The organism is Bacillus sp. JJ864 (assembly GCF_036963045.1).
Taxonomy (GTDB): Bacteria; Bacillota; Bacilli; order Bacillales; family Bacillaceae_G; genus Bacillus_A; species Bacillus_A pseudomycoides_C.
The window spans coordinates 1-17,261 of record NZ_JBALLY010000049.1 but is presented as its reverse complement, the minus strand read 5'-3'; the positions used below and the strand labels follow the sequence as shown (position 1 = coordinate 17,261).

General features: G+C 36.9%; 13 protein-coding genes. 9 read left to right on the top strand and 4 right to left on the bottom strand.

Annotated features, from left to right (window positions below; genetic code table 11):
- The first annotated feature begins 88 nt into the window (after window positions 1–88).
- On the top strand, window positions 89–619 hold the full coding sequence (gene ntdP / locus V7024_RS08965; protein WP_098918440.1) for a nucleoside tri-diphosphate phosphatase: 531 nt from the start codon (window positions 89–91) through the stop codon (window positions 617–619).
- Between the two features lie 62 nt (window positions 620–681).
- The gene (locus V7024_RS08960) at window positions 682–2,439 is read left to right on the top strand and encodes an ABC transporter ATP-binding protein (protein ID WP_335518513.1); all 1,758 of its coding nucleotides are present in this window, start codon (window positions 682–684) and stop codon (window positions 2,437–2,439) included.
- An 18-nt stretch (window positions 2,440–2,457) separates the two neighbouring features.
- Here V7024_RS08960 and V7024_RS08955 read toward each other — a convergent pair whose 3' ends face one another.
- From V7024_RS08955 to V7024_RS08945, 3 genes are all read right to left on the bottom strand, one after another.
- Window positions 2,458–3,546: an FUSC family protein gene (locus tag V7024_RS08955; RefSeq protein ID WP_335518510.1), complete on the bottom strand. Its 1,089-nt coding sequence runs from the start codon at window positions 3,544–3,546 to the stop codon at window positions 2,458–2,460.
- A gap of 188 nt (window positions 3,547–3,734) precedes the next feature.
- The gene (locus tag V7024_RS08950; RefSeq protein WP_335518508.1) at window positions 3,735–8,174 is read right to left on the bottom strand and encodes a glutamate synthase-related protein; all 4,440 of its coding nucleotides are present in this window, start codon (window positions 8,172–8,174) and stop codon (window positions 3,735–3,737) included.
- Window positions 8,175–8,410: 236 nt separating this feature from the next.
- On the bottom strand, window positions 8,411–9,700 hold the full coding sequence (locus V7024_RS08945) for a glutamate-1-semialdehyde 2,1-aminomutase (RefSeq protein ID WP_335518504.1): 1,290 nt from the start codon (window positions 9,698–9,700) through the stop codon (window positions 8,411–8,413).
- Between the two features lie 424 nt (window positions 9,701–10,124).
- Between V7024_RS08945 and V7024_RS08940 the strand changes: the two genes are divergently transcribed.
- From V7024_RS08940 to perR, 7 genes are all read left to right on the top strand, one after another.
- Window positions 10,125–11,138 (top strand): ABC transporter ATP-binding protein, encoded by a 1,014-nt coding sequence (locus V7024_RS08940; protein ID WP_335518502.1) that lies wholly within the window; start codon window positions 10,125–10,127, stop codon window positions 11,136–11,138.
- Window positions 11,131–11,922: an ABC transporter permease gene (locus V7024_RS08935; RefSeq protein WP_098918446.1), complete on the top strand. Its 792-nt coding sequence runs from the start codon at window positions 11,131–11,133 to the stop codon at window positions 11,920–11,922. Before V7024_RS08940 ends, V7024_RS08935 begins: the two co-directional genes overlap by 8 nt.
- A gap of 7 nt (window positions 11,923–11,929) precedes the next feature.
- Window positions 11,930–12,715, top strand: coding sequence for an ABC transporter permease (locus V7024_RS08930; RefSeq protein WP_335518497.1), 786 nt, complete (start codon window positions 11,930–11,932; stop codon window positions 12,713–12,715).
- Between the two features lie 62 nt (window positions 12,716–12,777).
- A complete protein-coding gene (locus V7024_RS08925) occupies window positions 12,778–13,182 on the top strand; it encodes a potassium channel family protein (RefSeq protein WP_335518492.1) in 405 nt (134 codons plus the stop codon).
- 46 nt (window positions 13,183–13,228) lie between these two features.
- The gene (gene bcp, locus V7024_RS08920) at window positions 13,229–13,693 is read left to right on the top strand and encodes a thioredoxin-dependent thiol peroxidase (RefSeq protein WP_335518489.1); all 465 of its coding nucleotides are present in this window, start codon (window positions 13,229–13,231) and stop codon (window positions 13,691–13,693) included.
- 359 nt (window positions 13,694–14,052) lie between these two features.
- Window positions 14,053–15,765, top strand: coding sequence for a M60 family metallopeptidase (locus V7024_RS08915; protein ID WP_335518611.1), 1,713 nt, complete (start codon window positions 14,053–14,055; stop codon window positions 15,763–15,765).
- A gap of 350 nt (window positions 15,766–16,115) precedes the next feature.
- Window positions 16,116–16,541: a peroxide-responsive transcriptional repressor PerR gene (gene perR / locus V7024_RS08910; protein ID WP_196060820.1), complete on the top strand. Its 426-nt coding sequence runs from the start codon at window positions 16,116–16,118 to the stop codon at window positions 16,539–16,541.
- Between the two features lie 68 nt (window positions 16,542–16,609).
- Here perR and V7024_RS08905 read toward each other — a convergent pair whose 3' ends face one another.
- Window positions 16,610–16,966, bottom strand: coding sequence for a YgzB family protein (locus V7024_RS08905; protein WP_335518484.1), 357 nt, complete (start codon window positions 16,964–16,966; stop codon window positions 16,610–16,612).
- Window positions 16,967–17,261: the final 295 nt, after the last annotated feature.

The following is a 17,261-nucleotide window of genomic DNA, read 5'->3' as shown; positions in this document are numbered from 1 at the left end:
CTCAATATGTTTGAAAAAGAGTAAAAAATGAACGGCATCTCAAATAACAACTTTAGAAGAGCGTTCACGGCGAAAGAAGGGAGAAAGTATGGGGTTTCCCAGAGAAGGAGAAAAAATACAAATACATAGTTATAAACATAATGGTTCCATTCATAGAATGTGGGAAGAAACAACAGTTTTAAAAGGGACACAAAGTTTTGTGATTGGAGCAAATGATCGAACGGTCGTAACGGAATCTGATGGACGAACGTGGATTACTCGTGAACCGGCTGTTTGCTATTTTCATTCGAATTATTGGTTTAATGTTATTGGCATGCTAAGGCAGGAAGGTGTGTACTACTATTGTAATTTAAGTTCACCATTTGCCTATGATTATGAAGCATTAAAATATATTGACTATGATTTAGACATTAAAGTGTATCCCGATATGACGTATACATTGTTAGATGAAGATGAGTACGAAAAACATCGTGAGCTTATGAATTATCCGGCTGTCATTGACACGATTTTAAAACGAAATGTTGAATATTTAACGCAATGGATTCATCAGCGAAAGGGTCCGTTTGCTCCTGATTTTATTGATATGTGGTATGAACGGTATTTAATGTATAGAGATTAAAGAAAAAACCTGCTAGGGCGTCCAGCAGGTTTTATCCTTTTAACATGATGGGAGGGAGAGGTATGAAAGGAATCAAACGGTATCTCCAATTCGTAACGCCGTATCGGTGGCTCATTACGATTACCATTGTAATCGGTCTTATTAAATTTGGGATTCCGCTTATTATGCCGTGGCTATTAAAGTATATTATTGATGATATTATTCAAGGTGGAAGTTCACTAGAACAGAAAACATCTCAATTATTTGTGGCTATCGGGATTGCTATGTTTATTTTTGCGGTATTGCGTCCGCCGATTGAATACTATCGTCAATACTTTGCGCAGCGTATTGGAAATGCAGTGTTGTATGATTTGAGAAAACATATTTTTGCGCACTTACAAAAATTAAGCTTACGATTTTATTCTAATACAAAGACGGGTGAAGTTATTTCTCGTGTAATAAACGATGTTGAACAGACGAAAGACTTCGTTATTACTGGATTAATGAATGTGTGGCTTGATACGGCAACGATTTTTATTGCGATTTCAGTTATGTTTTCGATGAATGTGAAATTAACGCTTGTTTCCTTACTCGTACTGCCTGTTTATGTAGTTGCAGTTAAGTATTTTTTCAGTCGTCTTCGAACATTAACACGAGAGCGTTCACAAGCGCTGGCAACGATGCAAGGCTATTTACATGAGCGTATTCAAGGTATGCAAGTCACGCGAAGCTTTGCTTTAGAGGAGTATGAAAAAGAGAAATTTCAAGAGAAAAACAGTGCATTTTTAACAAAGGCATTAACTCATACGAGCTGGACAGCAAGGACATTTTCTACTGTAAACACATTAACGGATCTTGGACCTTTAATCGTAATTGCTTTTGCTGCTTATGAAGTCATTCATGGATCGTTAACGCTTGGCACAATGGTAGCTTTTATTGGATATATGGATAGTTTATATAGTCCGCTGCGCCGCCTTGTGAACTCTTCGACAACACTTACACAAGCTTTTGCCTCTATGGACCGTGTTTTTGAATTACTAGATGAAGAGTATGATATTGTAGATCGTCCAAATGCGATTACAAAGAAGTCGCTTCGAGGTGAGGTTATATTTGAAAATGTTTCTTTTCGCTATAATGAACAGGAACAAGATGTACTCCGAAATATTTCTTTATCTATTTCACCAGGTGAGAAAGTAGCACTTGTCGGTTTAAGCGGGGGTGGAAAGTCTTCACTTGCAAGCTTAATTCCGCGCTTTTATGACGTTTCTAAAGGAGCAATTTATGTAGATGAGACTGACGTTAGAAATTATAATGTGCGGAATTTACGCAGTCATATTGGTCTTGTCTTGCAAGATAATATTTTATTTAGCGATACAATTGGTGCCAATATTTTATATGGAAGACCGGAAGCGGCAGATGAAGAGGTAGTCGAAGCAGCTAAAGCCGCACATATTCATGATTTTATTATGAATTTACCGGCCGGATATGAAACGGTGGTCGGGGAAAGAGGTGTAAAATTGTCTGGCGGGCAAAGGCAGCGCATCGCAATTGCGCGTGTATTTTTAAAAAATCCGTCATTGCTTATTTTAGACGAAGCTACATCTGCGCTTGATTTAGAAAATGAACGTTATATTCAAGAGGCGTTGCAAACGTTAGCGGCTGATCGAACTACAATTCTGATTGCACATCGATTATCGACAATTACACACGTAGATACAATCATTTATTTAGAAGACGGTGAAATAAAAGAAAAGGGTTCGCATCATCAATTAATGGAAAAGCGTGGTTATTACTATAATTTATATCAAATTCAAAATATAAAAGAAACGACCCCTTCATAATAGGAAAGGGTCGTTTTCTTATTCATCTTCTTGTTTTTCGTGAATTTGTAGTTCATTTTCTGGGTTGTGATACGTATAGAAACTGTCTACAAGTAAATCTAAATGTTCTACTTCTTCGCTATAATTAATAATAGCTGAAACGAGAGGAAACAGATGAAGCCATATTCGATAGCTTTCTTCATCATCTTTATTTTGATAGTTCATAAATATATCAATTAGTTGTTGTTTACCAACAGAAACTTCGTCAAGAATTTCAACAGATTGTTGTTTCTTTGCTTTTCCGATAAATTTGAGCAATACTTGCTCATGATAATGAGTTAATGAATCCAGCTCATTTTGAATCGATTCTTGAAATGATTCTGGCATATATCGTAACTCGTTCTCTGTTCGATGGAGCGCCTTTAATGTACTTAAAGCGCGACTTGTTGTTGCTAACATTTGTCTAAATAGGACTAGTTTACGAATTTTAGCAACTTGTACTTTCTTTGTATAACTTCTTTCTTCTTTATACAACAAATAATAATGATTGAGACGAATCATTCTTTCTTTCATACGATCAATATCTGTTTTCAATGTTGTGAAATCAGATGCTTGCCTACTGCTCATTCGAATCCATTTTACAATTTCTTCTGTACTATCCACGATTTTATGATAGAGTTTTGTTTCGTATTTTGGCGGCATAAATATTAAATTTACGAGAGATGCCGCAATAATCCCAATCATAATTGTTGCGAATCGTAATAGGGCAAAATCAAAGAAATTTGCTCCTTGATATTCCATAATCGCAATAACAGTTACGAGCGCAATGGAAATTGTATTTTCTAGATGTAATTTTAAAGCAAGTGCAATAACTAATATGCACGTTAATCCAATAGTAAGAGGATTACTTCCAAAAGCAAATACAAAGACAATTGCAAAAATTGCTCCCATTACATTTGCTTGAATTTGTTCTAAAGCTGTTAAATATGAGCGGTACACAGAAGGCTGTACAGCAAAAATTGCTGAGATTCCCGCAAATACAGGGCTTGGTAATCCAAGCAGTACACATGTAAATAAAGCTAATGTAATGGCAATACCCGTTTTTAAAACGCGAGCACCAAGTTTCATACTCTTTTCTATATCCTTTCTTTCTTGTCAGAATGAATGTACAATATGATACTATACATTCATTAACTTATGTTAGCAAGTAGTATTTTAATGAAAAAACCTGCTGAATTTCAGCAGGTTTTTTTAATTTGTTATAGAGTACTATGAGAATGAAAAGTCGTCAATAAGAAAGCTGTTATCCTTTTGTTTTACTCTGTTGAAACAGATGGATCGGCTTGCTCTTTTGTTGGAATTACTTCGTAGAAATGAGAATTTAGATTGGTTAACAAAGGTGAGAGAAAAGCAACCTCTTCGTATTGTTTATGCTCATTTAATATACGAAGGTAATCTAATAATAGCTCACTCACATCAGATTCTCCTATTTTGCTGAGCGGACGAAGCGTAACATTCGCTCCTTTTGCAATTCGTCGTCTTAATGATTGTTCTGTTAAGCCAAAATCAGGATAATGACGTAAGTAGACAACTCCGCCCGTCATTCCGGCACAAATCCACGGGCCAGGGTCACCGAGGACGAGCGCGCGGCCGTTTGTCATATATTCAAAAGCAAATCCTTTTATATTAGCGTGAACACCGATATTTCCATGCTCTTCTTTCGGGAGTGGTTTTGCCATTCTTCCGCCAATAATCATATCAGCTCCTGATAGACGAATCCCTGCTCTAGCGTCAGCATTTCCTTGTACATATAATGCTCCTTTTTGTGCGCCGTATCCGAATCCTTTTCCAACAGAACCGTTATAGTATTTACCATCTTTTCCTTTTGTTTTTGTAATATAAATCCCACCGCCAAAAGCTGTTTTTCCAATGCCGTCTTGTGCACCGCCGTTGACGTGAATAAAGAGGTTTTCGCTATTATAAGCGCCTAGTCCATTTCCAGGAACAGAACCGTTTGTATATTTTAATGTGATGGGATCTAAGACACGATTTTCATATAGTTTACTGCGAGTGCGGTAGCAAGATTCCATGCCGCCCATCACACGTTGATCGACGCCGACGCTAATAAGTTCTTTAGATGTAATAGAATAATGAGCCTTACTATCTTCTTGATGCGCTGCTGTTTGCAAGGCATTGTATGTTACATCTTCTAATGTTTGTAATAAGTAATGTAAATTTAGTAAATGCTGGCCGCGTGTTTGTTCTAATAAATCAGAACGGCCGACAATTTCTTGTAAATTGCTATAACCAAGCTGTCCTGTTAATCGTTTTAGTTCTGTTCCAAAAGCTGTGAATAAGTGTAACAATCCTTCTACAGCACTTTCGAAATTTCGTGGTACGAAGCGGCGCAGGCCATGTTCTTTCGCTTGTACTTCGGATTCGATTTGCGTTGCAATCCCGACATGACAAGTATCTAAATGACAGCCGCGGCATGTTGTACAACCGATCGCAATCATAGACAGTGTACCGAAACCAATGCGGTTTGCACCAAGAAGCATAATTTTTAATGCATCTGCAGCACTGCGGATGCCGCCGTCGGCCCAAATTTCTACACGCCCTCTCATTCCCGCTTCTAACAGGGCGTTATGAGCAGCTTTTACACCAATTTCAACAGGAAGACCAACGTGCTGCAGGGCATGAATACGTGCGGCACCTGTCCCGCCATCGAAACCACTAATGTTAATAAAGTCAGCACCAGCTTTGGCGATGCCTACTGCGATGGTTCCAATATTAGGGACAACAGGAACTTTAACAGCTACTTTCGCATGTTGGTTGGCAGTTTTAATTTCAGTAATGATTTGGGCTAAATCTTCAATTGAATAAATGTCATGGTTATTGGAAGGCGAGATTAAATCTGAACCAACTGTTGCATTTCGCGCTTCTGCAATTTTTGCTGTTACTTTTGAACCTGGTAAATGTCCGCCTTCTCCTGGTTTTGCGCCTTGCCCAATTTTAATTTCAATTAAATTAGATGAATTCAGGAGTTCAGCGTTAACACCAAAACGTCCTGATGCGATTTGTTGCCCGCGTGTATGTGGATATTTACCAATCATATCTTTAATTTCGCCGCCTTCACCGTTTAAACTAATCATATTTAATCGGTCAGCAGCCTCGGCATAAGCACGGAAGGCAATTTCGTTTTGTGAGCCAAATGACATCGAGCTAATAATAAATGGGAGACTATGATTGTTTACTGCAATTGAAACTTTTTCAATTGGCGTTTTATGATTTGTTTCTTTTATTTTTATAAGATGACGAATTGCTGTTGGATTCTTTTCTTCTAATTCATTTAGTTTTTCACGGTAGTCATCGTATGCATTTCCTTTGGCAATATCTCCAATTGCTTTCCAAATGCGCGGGAATAGATGAAACGTTTTTCGTATGTTTGCTTTTTCATTTGTATAATCGATTGCCCGAACTTTTGTATCTTCTGCTAGTGTTTTGAGTGAAAAAGCCAACCTACTAGATCCAAGGAAATTTGTAATATCCAATATCTGTGCAATTTCTTCGTGTAGACCGATGGAAGAGAAGAGGCGACCATAGCCGCGTAATTCATGAATTCCAAGTGTTGAAATTACTTTTTCAATTCCTTTATTCAATGCGTTATATAAATTGAGAAGAGGCGTTTCTGTTCCATCGTTTACTGTTGCAAATGTAAGGTATGGATTGATAACATCTGCCCCTAAACCATATAAAGTCACAATGTCGTGTAAAGAACGAAGTGCTCCGGAACGTACGACAATTGCACAATCACGGCGGAGTTTATGCTTCACGAGCTCTTGATGAATTTTGGCTGTAAGTAAGTGTGGATCAATCCATAATTGGTTGTTTTGATGAGTTTTTGCATCATCAATGATAAGAAGTGATGTGCCTTTTTTTATTGCTGCCACAGCTTCTGCTCCAAGTCGATTCAGCGCCGCACCCAAAGTTTCATCCTCTGTAAACGTTCCAGACAATTTATAGACAGTGCTGTGCAGAGCGAACATACGGATGAGTTGTTCATAAGATACTGTGTCTAAATGCCCTGCAGCTTGTTGTCCGGATGCTCCTTCTAAGACAACTGGACTTGGAAGTTCTACAATAAAGGGTTGTTCGTTTGCTGCATACAGATTTGGCCGTTTTCCTACAATTGTACGTGTGGAAAAGTGCTCTACTTCTCGGTCGCGATCAATTGCAGGATTTGTTACAACAGCAACGCTTTCCTTTATAAAATCAGCAATATTTCGTCTTCCTGTATCGAGTGCTGCAAGCGGGGCATCATGCCCAAGGGAACGGATTGGTTCAGCGCCTTTTTCAGCCATTTGCTCGAGAAGCTGAATATGTTCGCGGTCCCAGCCAAAAGCCGCGTATTGCTTTGATTTTACCTCGGTAATTGAAACAAGGTGATCTAATTCATCTGTTGGCGGAACATGTAGATGATAGCGATAGTCGATACATTCCATGCGTTGTTTCATACGTGTATATACTTCTTTTTGGTATGCATCGTATTCATATAAAATAAGATCGCCTTCTAGGTTTCGCTTCAGCCCTATTTTTTCACCTGGAGCAAGTGATTTTGGTTCTGCGACATATTCAGCCGGAGAAATAACACCTGGTTCAGAGGAAAAAATATAAGAGCTTTCCGTTTCTACTTTCCAAACGGGGCGTAAACCAAGGGAGTCTACGCTAAAAACAGCTTCATCTTTATGGCGTGAAATAATTCCAGCGGGTCCTTGAGCGAAATGTCCCCATGCTTCACGTATATACGTATATAAGTCTTGCATATGCGGTTTGTATAATTTAATCTCATTAATAATTGGTGGAAATAATATATCCATTGCTTCGAATAGGCTATAGTTGTAATGGGTGAGAAGTGTTTCTAGCGTGCGGTTTAAGTCTTGCGAGTCGCTGCCGCCATTTGTAAGTGGCACGTCAATCATTTCAGCTTGATCTCGCAGCTTAGCAATCGTATTAATTTCTCCATTATGTCCAAGGATGCTGAACGGTTGAACGCGAAAGAAATTAGATAATGTATTAGTAGAATAACGGTTATGTCCAAGAGTCATTGTAGATGCGATGAGTGGATGTTGCAGGTCAGCATAATAGGATACAAGTGTATCGCCAGCTCCGAGCACCTTATAAACAACATAATCCGGACTGAATGATGCAACATGAATTGCTTCATTTTTTTCGATTTCTATCGTTAGCGAGAATAATAATTGGTCAATGTTTTCATGTTGCTTTTCTGGAATAACGGCAATTTGCCAAAATAGCGGTTCTTCTTGTTTGCCAAGAGGTCCAAGGGCATTAGAGTTAGTTACAGTGCTAGTTTCAAATATAATTGTTACATCTTCTCTCTGTAGTAAGGAACGGATATCATTTTGCAAGGCATGTGCACTTTGTTTTTGCTGTAGAAAAAAATGCCCAACGATAAAGTGAGGATGGTCCACTAATGTTGGATTATAACCATTTTTCATTAATTTTTCTTTCCAAAGTGCTTTCGGAAGATCAATATGAATTCCGATTCCATCGCCTTCGTTATTAATAAATCCAGCGCGGTGATTCATTTTTACAAGAGACTGTATGCAAAGATCGATGTTTTCTTTCGTTGGAATGTTTCGTTTCTCCATTACGGAAACGATTCCACACGCGTCGTGTTCGGCATTTGCATAATTTCGAAATAAAGATGGTGTCCATTTATTTGTTGTACTCGGCATTCGCCAATCCCCCTCTTATTTGGATTTAGAATAATCAAAATATTAAAGGTGTACGACACCTAATATTAATAAAGTGAAACTTCCGGTAGTTATCCTTCCCTGGAGTATTACTGCCCTAAAGCAGGGGGATAACTCTTTGTTTTGAATTAAAAACAGATAATTACGAATAATTATACTATTATTGTATGATTTATGAAATAGTAAAAATAAAAAAACAGAGGCGATCCTCTGTTTTTCTATTTTAAGGTAGCAAATGCTCTGCCAACGGCTTCAATTGTGTATTCAATGTCTTCTTTTGTATGTTCTGTAGTTAAGAACCATGCTTCATATTTAGATGGTGCTAAGTTAATTCCTTCATGAAGCATTAGTTTGAAGAACTTACCGAACATTTCACCGTCTGTATTTTGGGCAGCATCGTAGTCTTCGATTTTATCTTTTGTAAAGTATACCGTCAAAGCGCCTTTTAGGCGATTTACTGTAATATCAATGTTGTGTGCAGCTGCTTGTTCTAGAATACCTTTTTCAAGCATTGCCCCAAGCTCATCTAGTTTTTCATATACGCCTTCTTGCTTAAGTAACTCTAAACATGCGATACCAGCAGCCATAGAAGCAGGGTTTCCGGCCATTGTACCCGCTTGATAAGCAGGACCGAGCGGTGCAACTTGCTCCATAATTTCTTTTTTCCCGCCATAAGCACCGATCGGAAGACCACCGCCGATTATTTTGCCAAGTGCAGTTAAGTCTGGTGTCACGCCAAGTAAATCTTGAGCACCACCATACATAAAGCGGAACGCTGTGATAACTTCATCATAAATCACTAATGCACCTGCTGCATGAACAAGTTCATTTACCTTTTCAAGGAAGCCTGGTTTTGGTTCAACAATGCCGAAGTTTCCAACGATCGGTTCTACAAGAATCGCTGCAACTTCATGTCCCCATTTATCTAAAGCTTCTTTTAATGTATCTACATTATTAAAAGGAACTGTAATGACTTCTTGTGCAATGCTTTGCGGTACACCAGCAGAATCAGGAGTACCAAGTGTAGAAGGACCAGAGCCTGCTGCTACAAGCACTAAATCAGAATGCCCATGGTAGCAACCCGCAAATTTCATGATTTTTGTGCGTCCTGTATAAGCGCGCGCAACGCGGATTGTTGTCATAACAGCTTCTGTTCCTGAGTTTACAAAACGTACTTTATCCATTTCTGGCATAGCTTCTTTCAACATTTTTGCAAATGTTACTTCTAAAGCTGTTGGTGTTCCGTATAACACACCATTTTCGGCAGCGACTTTAATCGCTTCTGTTACATGTGGATGAGCATGACCCGTAATAATCGGCCCGTATGCTGCTAAATAATCGATATATTTGTTGCCGTCCACGTCCCAAAAGTAAGCACCTTTCCCGCGCTCCATTGCAACTGGTGAACCGCCGCCAACTGCTTTATAAGAGCGAGAAGGACTGTTTACACCACCAACGATATGTTCTAAAGCTTCTTTATGTAATTCTTCTGACTTTGTGAACTTCATGAAAATTCATCTCCTTACAAAAATCTATGTATTATTTTAACATGTTTTTGGAAAAGACGTATTGTTTGTACAAGTTGCTGCTGTTGGGTAAACTATTCGTTGTGCGAAATGGAAGCTTTCACTATCGTATTGATAATTATATATACAAGTTAAAGAACGACATAAAACCCTCTTTCTTTTTAGGAGAGGTCGAGAGCAACTGGACGTGCGTAGGAGCGGTCAGGGCCTTTTTCTGCCACATACCATGTTTAAAACAAAGGGAGAAAGCGAGTAAAAGCCCGATTGGGCGGGCTTTCCATCAATGGGAGATGAAAAAACTCTCCACTGATGGAAGTTTCACCTTATATGTCGAAAAATATATAGTTAGGCATGTAACAAGGAAAGCTATTGTTTACTAGAGTGGAAGAGAGAAAGGAGAATCGTAATGGAGACGGTTATTGAGGTAAAAGATTTACGAAAAGAATTTACATCGTATTCAAGCCGCTCAGGATTAAAAGGAGCGTTTCGAGATTTATTAAATCGTAATTATAAAATTGTCCCAGCAGTAAATGATATTTCGTTTACTGTAAAGCAAGGAGAAATGGTTGGATATATTGGAGAAAATGGTGCTGGTAAATCCACTACTATTAAAATGCTAACAGGTATTTTGACACCGACTGCTGGACAAATCACTGTAAATGGTATGAATCCTCACAAACAAAGGGAAGAATTTGTGAAAACAATTGGTGTTGTGTTTGGTCAACGTTCGCAGCTTTGGTGGGATATTGCCGTGCAAGAATCATTTCGTTTGTTAAAAAAAGTATATGGTGTATCTGATGCAGAGTATAAAGAACATATGGAACATGTAATTGAAACGTTGGATATTGGTCCTTTATTGGATAAGCCAGTCCGAAAGCTATCACTTGGACAACGGATGCGCTGTGAATTAGCGGCAGCTTTAATTCATAATCCGCCGCTATTGTTTTTAGATGAACCGACAATTGGGCTTGATGTCCTTGTTAAATTGAAAATTCGTGAGTTCTTAAAAGAAATGAATGAACGATATAAGACAACAATTTTACTAACGACACATGACATTACAGATATTGAAGCGCTTTGTGATCGAGTTGTTATGTTAGATGAAGGAAAAATAATGTATGACGGATCTTTAAACAAGCTTCGCGCGCAGTGGGGAGCAGAAAAAGAAATTCATTTTCAATTTGTAACTTCTGTTTCTTATCAGCAACTTGCGATGTTAATGCCTGATAACGATGTAGTTTGGTCACAAGGAAAAGAACAACATACATGGATTGCCAAGATCCCAAATGAAGAAATCATGATTTCAACGCTTATATCAAAAGTTGTCCAATCTTTTGGGATTAAAGACTTGAAAATTAATGAAGTTTCTACAGAAGAAATCATCCGTAATATTTATGAAGAGGGCATGATTCATGGGTAAGTATATTGAAATGATTCGCGTTCGTTTTTTAATGATGCTTGCGTATCGAACAAACTATTATAGCGGTATTATCATTTATACAATTAATATCGGAGCATATTACTTTTTATGGCAAGCTATTTATAGCGGAAAAGAAAATATCGAAAGTTTATCCGTTACACAAATGACAACATACATTGCAATTGCCTGGATGGCCCGTGCATTTTATTTCAATAATATTGACCGGGAGATTGCGATGGAAATTAAAGAAGGACGGGTTGCGGTTGAGTTAATTCGTCCATATAACTATTTAGGTATGAAAGTCATGCAAGGATTAGGAGAAGGGATTTTCCGATTTGCTTTCTTCTCTATTCCAGGTATGGTCATCGTTACATTGTTATTCTCACTGCAAATTACAACAAATGTTCAAACGTGGTTGTACTTCTTCCTATCATTATTATTTAGTTTTATCATTAATACACAAATTAACTTAATGACAGGAATGTTAACGTTCTTTTTATTTAATAATAATGGAATTATGTATGCAAAACGCGTTGTGATCGATTTGTTTTCAGGGTTATTACTTCCGATTAGCTTCTATCCGTTATGGGCGCAAAAAGTAATGACGTTTCTGCCGTTTCAAGCAATTAGTTATATTCCGAGTATGATTTTCTCGGAAGGAATGCAAGGTGAGGCGATTTATAAAGCTTTATTATTTCAAATCATATGGGCAGTGCTGCTCATTATTCCAATTGTTATGATGTGGAAAACAGCAAGAAAAAGGCTGATTGTACAAGGGGGATGATGAGAGAATGTTATATTTTAAGTTGTTTTTACAATATGCAAGTCAATATATAAAAACGAAGCTAGAATATCGCGGGGATTTTATTATTGGTCTACTATCTGATTTATTGCTGCAGGCAGTAAACTTAATTTTTATTCTTGTTGTATTTGGACATACGCAAGCGTTAAAAGGATGGAATAGGGAAGAAGTGATCTTTATTTATGGTTTTTTCCTAGTTCCGTTTGCGATTTTCTCTTCATTCTTTAATATATGGGATTTTAATGATCGTTATATCGTAAAAGGTGAAATGGACCGCATTTTAACACGCCCGATTCATAGTTTATTTCAAGTCATCTTAGAACGAATGGAATTAGAGTCACTTCTTGGGGCAATAACTGGTTTTGGTGTAATGGGATATGCTGCACTGCAGCTTCAATTAACATTTCATTGGTACGATTTCTTTCTATTTATATTGATGGTACTCGGCGGTGCACTCGTGTATGGTGGCATTTTCGTAACGCTTGCAAGTATTGGCTTTTGGTCAGATGCAAGAAGTTCGATTATGCCGCTCATGTATAACATTGGAAATTACGGACGTTATCCTGTTAATATTTATAATCGCGTGATTCGTTTTGTTTTAACGTTTATATTGCCGTTTGCTTTTGTTGGTGTGTATCCGGCATCTTACTTTTTAGGAAAAACAGAATGGAACTCCTATGCGTTTGTAACACCGGTTGTTGGGATTATTTGTTTTTTAATCGGGTTTTTCATTTGGAATTTAGGAGTAAAGCGATATCGCGGTGCCGGGAATTAGTCACTTATTCATATGGGATAAAACTCCGTTTGTCCTCATACAAATAAAGTGAGGTGGAGGACATGTTGTGGGTAATGATTTTATTGATTGCTGCGATTGCTGTATTACGGAGTATACAATTATTATGGAGTTCGGCAGGAGAATCAAACCGTTTTTTCTCTTTGTATAATCTGATATCGTTATTTCTTATTTACACAACGGTACTCATTGCATTTGCGCTTAGTTATGTTGTTTTAGAAGAAAGTGGATTTTCGGTATTAGAAGAAGACGGGAAATTAGTAATGAATCATTCATTCGCTCTTGTAGAAATATGTTTATATTTTAGTGCAATTACATTGTTATCAGTTGGATATGGTGATGTAACGCCGATTGGAATTGGCCGTTGGATTGCCATTATAGAAGCACTGATTGGATATACGATGCCATTTGCATTTGTTGTGCGGACAGTTATGGAAAATGAAAAATAATAGGATATTTGATATAGTGGAAGCAAAATAGAAGGAGTGATTGTATATGGTTACAGTAGGGCAAATGGCACCGGATTTCACGTTAGAAGCAAGCAATAGAGAGCAAGTAAAATTATCTGATTTTCGTGGGAAACACGTTGTCATTTATTTTTATCCAAAAGATATGACACCAGGATGTACGACTGAGGCGTGCGATTTTCGAGATCATCATATAGCCTTTGGAGAGTTAGATTGTGTAATTTTAGGGATAAGTACGGATTCTTTACAGCGACATGAAAAATTTATAGAAAAATATGACTTGCCATTTTTGCTGTTAGCTGATGAAGATCATACAGTTGCAGAAATGTACGGTGTTTGGAAGCTGAAGAAAAACTTTGGAAAAGAGTACATGGGAATTGAAAGATCAACATTTATAGTTGATAAAGAAGGACAGTTAGTAAAGGAATGGACAAAAGTTAAAGTTAAGGGCCATGTTGAAGAAGCGTTACAGTTTGTGAAAGAAAGTTTATAAGAAAAAAGTGCTTTAGGGATTTTACTTGAATACGATAAAGTAAAGTTTTTTAATCCTTCATCATAAATGTGATGAAGGATTTTTTGTCGAAGTTTGATGATAAATGTCATATTTTATGTTAAACTCAGTGTAGAATGAAAGGGAAAATGGAGAAGGTATGTATAGGGTTAATTTTTGGAATATTTTTTAAATAATCATTTTGTGTTCTTTTCTCTATTTGCAATGAGGTTTTATCCTTAAAGTAATTATTGTATAAAAATATATTAATTTTTTAATAGAATGCTAGGTTTGGAAAGCGATAGAAAGGTATGGGGTGAAAGATGAAAAAAGATACTAAAAAAAGGAATAGTAAAATAGTAATGAAAACGTTTGTAGCTTTGAATGTACTTGCTTTTCCGTTTATCGGAGAGGTAGCAAAAGTTTCAGCTGAAACACAAGAACAAACTACAAAAGCACAAGTATCCACTGAACGTACTTTTCATGTTACGGGCAAGGGGAATATAGATCAAATCAAAGATAGGGATAGACGTCAATTTCGATTTAGTCCATATGAACCAACTGGATTATATGCAAACCCGAATGAAAAAATAACAATTCAAGTAGACGGGACGCAAAATATTCAAGCTTATATAGGAACACTCTCCTATGACGGTTCATGGAAGGAAGATTCGCTCATAAAGTCGTTTACTTTAAAACCAGGCGAAAATACAATTGAATCGCCAAATGGTGGAATGATTTATTTTTACAATCCACAACAAGGCAGCACTGTTCAAGCTGAAATTAAAGCAGGGGGATCGCCTACGCCTTTCTTTGAATTAGGCAAACATACGAAACAAGATTTAATCAATATGCTCGATACATATCCTAACGCCCATGCGGTAGAGTTAAAAGGAGAACGCTCACTCATAACGGCAAGCCCTGAACGAGTTAAAAAATATTTAATAGGTTCGAATACAGATCCTGTAGAACTGTTAAAAAAAATAGATGAATCTATTAGAATTGAAGATCACGTTGCTGGTTTATCTGAAGAAGAAGCGGATAAGCATTATATACACTTTGTAGAGGATAATCACTCTGATGGGTATATGTATGCATATACTAGTCGAACGGCATATATAGGAGACGCTATTCAAAATGTATTAAATATAAATAAGTTTACAAAAGACGGATGGGGACCTTGGCATGAAATGGGTCATCAAAGACAACAAACCCCTTGGCTGTGGGATGGATTAGGAGAAGTCACAACAAACATTTATAGTATGTCTGTGCAGCGTGCTTTCGGAAATCCATCAAGATTAGAGAATGGAACATATGAAAAAGCATTTACGTATTTAAGCAAGCCGCAATCGGAAAAAGACTTTAATAAAATTGATGATGTCTTTGTGAAATTAGCGATGTTTTGGCAATTGGACTTAGCTTTTGGAGAGGAATTTTACCCAAAATTACATCAATTGTACCGCTCCATACCTAAAGCAGAGCTTCCGAAAACAAGTGACGAGAAAATCCAAGCATTTATTTACAATACATCTAAGATTGCAAAGCAAAATTTACTACCTTTCTTTGATAAATGGGGACTTATAGCATCACCGGAAACAAGACAAAAGATAGAAGCTTTACATTATCCAACATTAACTGCACCGATTTGGGAAGCAACAGATTCTAAACCTGTTAAAGTTCAAGAACAAACAACTAGCGATCAAAAGGGTCAAACAGATCAAAAAGATCAAACAGGTAAAACAGATCAAAAAGATCAAACAGATCAAACAGGTAAAACAGGTAAAACAGGTAAAACAGACCAAACAGATCAAAAGGATCAAACAGGTAAAACGGACCAAACAGATCAAACGGGTCAAACAAGTAAAACGGACCAAACGAATCAACTAGATCAAACAAGCAATGTTAATCTAACAAGTCATTCTTCGAACATTGATGATAAGTCTGTAAATTCTAAAGTAAACAATACAGAAGATACAAATAATAAATTACCAAGTACAGGCTCACAAATGCCGACATCAGGATTAATGGGTTTTACCTTATTATTAGTAAGTGTTATTTTGCGCAGAATAAAATAATTAGTAAAACATTACATACATGGCATATGACTATACACTTTTGGGGGATTTTTCATATGCTAACAGTGTAGGGCATACCTCCTCAGATGATAGTTTTTCATGTGCGAGATTTTCTCGCACTTTTTTTCATGTAAATGTATAAAAAGAAATACGGTCATCTAAAAATAAAATGAAGCTTTATCTGGAGAAGGCATCCACATTAACTACGTTGCGCTGTTTGTTAAATTTGGAATAAGCTTAAGAATAAAATACATAGTTATAGTAGAAATGTTGACGAGTGGAAGGAAAAGGAGTACACTCTTTATAAGAATTACAAAATAATAATCCGTATAGAATCGGGGTGCATGACGGTGGTCAAAGAAGAATTAAAAGAAGCGCTGGAAATGTTGAAAAATACGGGTGTACGCATTACTCCACAGCGTCATGCTATTTTAGAGTACCTTGTGGAATCTATGATGCATCCAACAGCGGATGAGATTTATAAAGCATTAGAAGGTAAGTTTCCAAATATGAGTGTTGCGACAGTTTATAATAACTTGCGCGTATTTAAGGAAGTAGGGCTTGTAAAAGAGCTTACCTATGGTGATTCCTCAAGCAGATTTGATTACGTTACAAGTCAGCATTATCACGTGATTTGCGAAAAATGTGGTAAGATTGTTGATTTTCCGTATGCGGGTCTAGAGGAAATTGAGAATGAAGCTGCGAAAGCAACAGGCTTTGTAATCAATAGTCACCGTTTAGAAATTTACGGTGTTTGTCAAGACTGTAATAAGTAATACACTTGATTAAAAGGCTGACGCTTTAAGTCAGCCTTTTTTTTATCGAAAGTAAGTATAGACTTTTGTTACATTTTATAGCCCTTTCGATTGTATTTTTCATCGAATTCTTTTCCTTCTAAACTTCGATCGAGTGTGAGTGGCTGGTTACAATACATGCAAGCATCAACTCGTCCAAGTATTTTAGTTGGTTTGTTGCAAGATGGACAAATAACTTGAACTGTTTTTGTTGATAGCATACCAATCCAAAAATAAACAACAGTACTAGCGATGACAGCAAAAAAGCCAACCATCATAAAAATTGTCATAACAAGAATGTTTTCACGAAAAAAGACCCCTAAGTATGCAATGAAAAGTCCAATAAATACTAAACTTAATGCAAAAGTTCTAATCTTATTGATTTTATTTGAGTATTTTATGCTCATCCCTTTCACCTTCCTATAGGTAATAATATAGCATAGATTTCTGAATTTTTGGATGATTAAGGATTTCTATAGTTTTTTATGTATTTGGAGGTATTTAATCAGGATGTGAAATTTTTTATAAAAAGTATTGACCATCTAAAATGAGCATGCTATATTAATAAACGTCGCTGCTGCACGAAAGCAGAAAGCAGACAAAAAAGAAGTAAAAAAACAATGTTGACATCAAAAAACAAAGATGTTAACATGAGGAAGTCGCAATTGAGCGACGGATAAGTCCTTTGAAAACTGAACGAAA

Bases quoted from the DNA above. Each gene is read 5' to 3' on its own strand.
- ntdP (WP_098918440.1), top strand. From the start codon at position 89: ATGGGGTTTCCCAGAGAAGGAGAAAAAATACAAATACATAGTTATAAA.
- V7024_RS08960 (WP_335518513.1), top strand. From the start codon at position 682: ATGAAAGGAATCAAACGGTATCTCCAATTCGTAACGCCGTATCGGTGG.
- V7024_RS08955 (WP_335518510.1), bottom strand. From the start codon at position 3,546: ATGAAACTTGGTGCTCGCGTTTTAAAAACGGGTATTGCCATTACATTA.
- V7024_RS08950 (WP_335518508.1), bottom strand. From the start codon at position 8,174: ATGCCGAGTACAACAAATAAATGGACACCATCTTTATTTCGAAATTAT.
- V7024_RS08945 (WP_335518504.1), bottom strand. From the start codon at position 9,700: ATGAAGTTCACAAAGTCAGAAGAATTACATAAAGAAGCTTTAGAACAT.
- V7024_RS08940 (WP_335518502.1), top strand. From the start codon at position 10,125: ATGGAGACGGTTATTGAGGTAAAAGATTTACGAAAAGAATTTACATCG.
- V7024_RS08935 (WP_098918446.1), top strand. From the start codon at position 11,131: ATGGGTAAGTATATTGAAATGATTCGCGTTCGTTTTTTAATGATGCTT.
- V7024_RS08930 (WP_335518497.1), top strand. From the start codon at position 11,930: ATGTTATATTTTAAGTTGTTTTTACAATATGCAAGTCAATATATAAAA.
- V7024_RS08925 (WP_335518492.1), top strand. From the start codon at position 12,778: ATGTTGTGGGTAATGATTTTATTGATTGCTGCGATTGCTGTATTACGG.
- bcp (WP_335518489.1), top strand. From the start codon at position 13,229: ATGGTTACAGTAGGGCAAATGGCACCGGATTTCACGTTAGAAGCAAGC.
- V7024_RS08915 (WP_335518611.1), top strand. From the start codon at position 14,053: ATGAAAACGTTTGTAGCTTTGAATGTACTTGCTTTTCCGTTTATCGGA.
- V7024_RS08905 (WP_335518484.1), bottom strand. From the start codon at position 16,966: ATGAGCATAAAATACTCAAATAAAATCAATAAGATTAGAACTTTTGCA.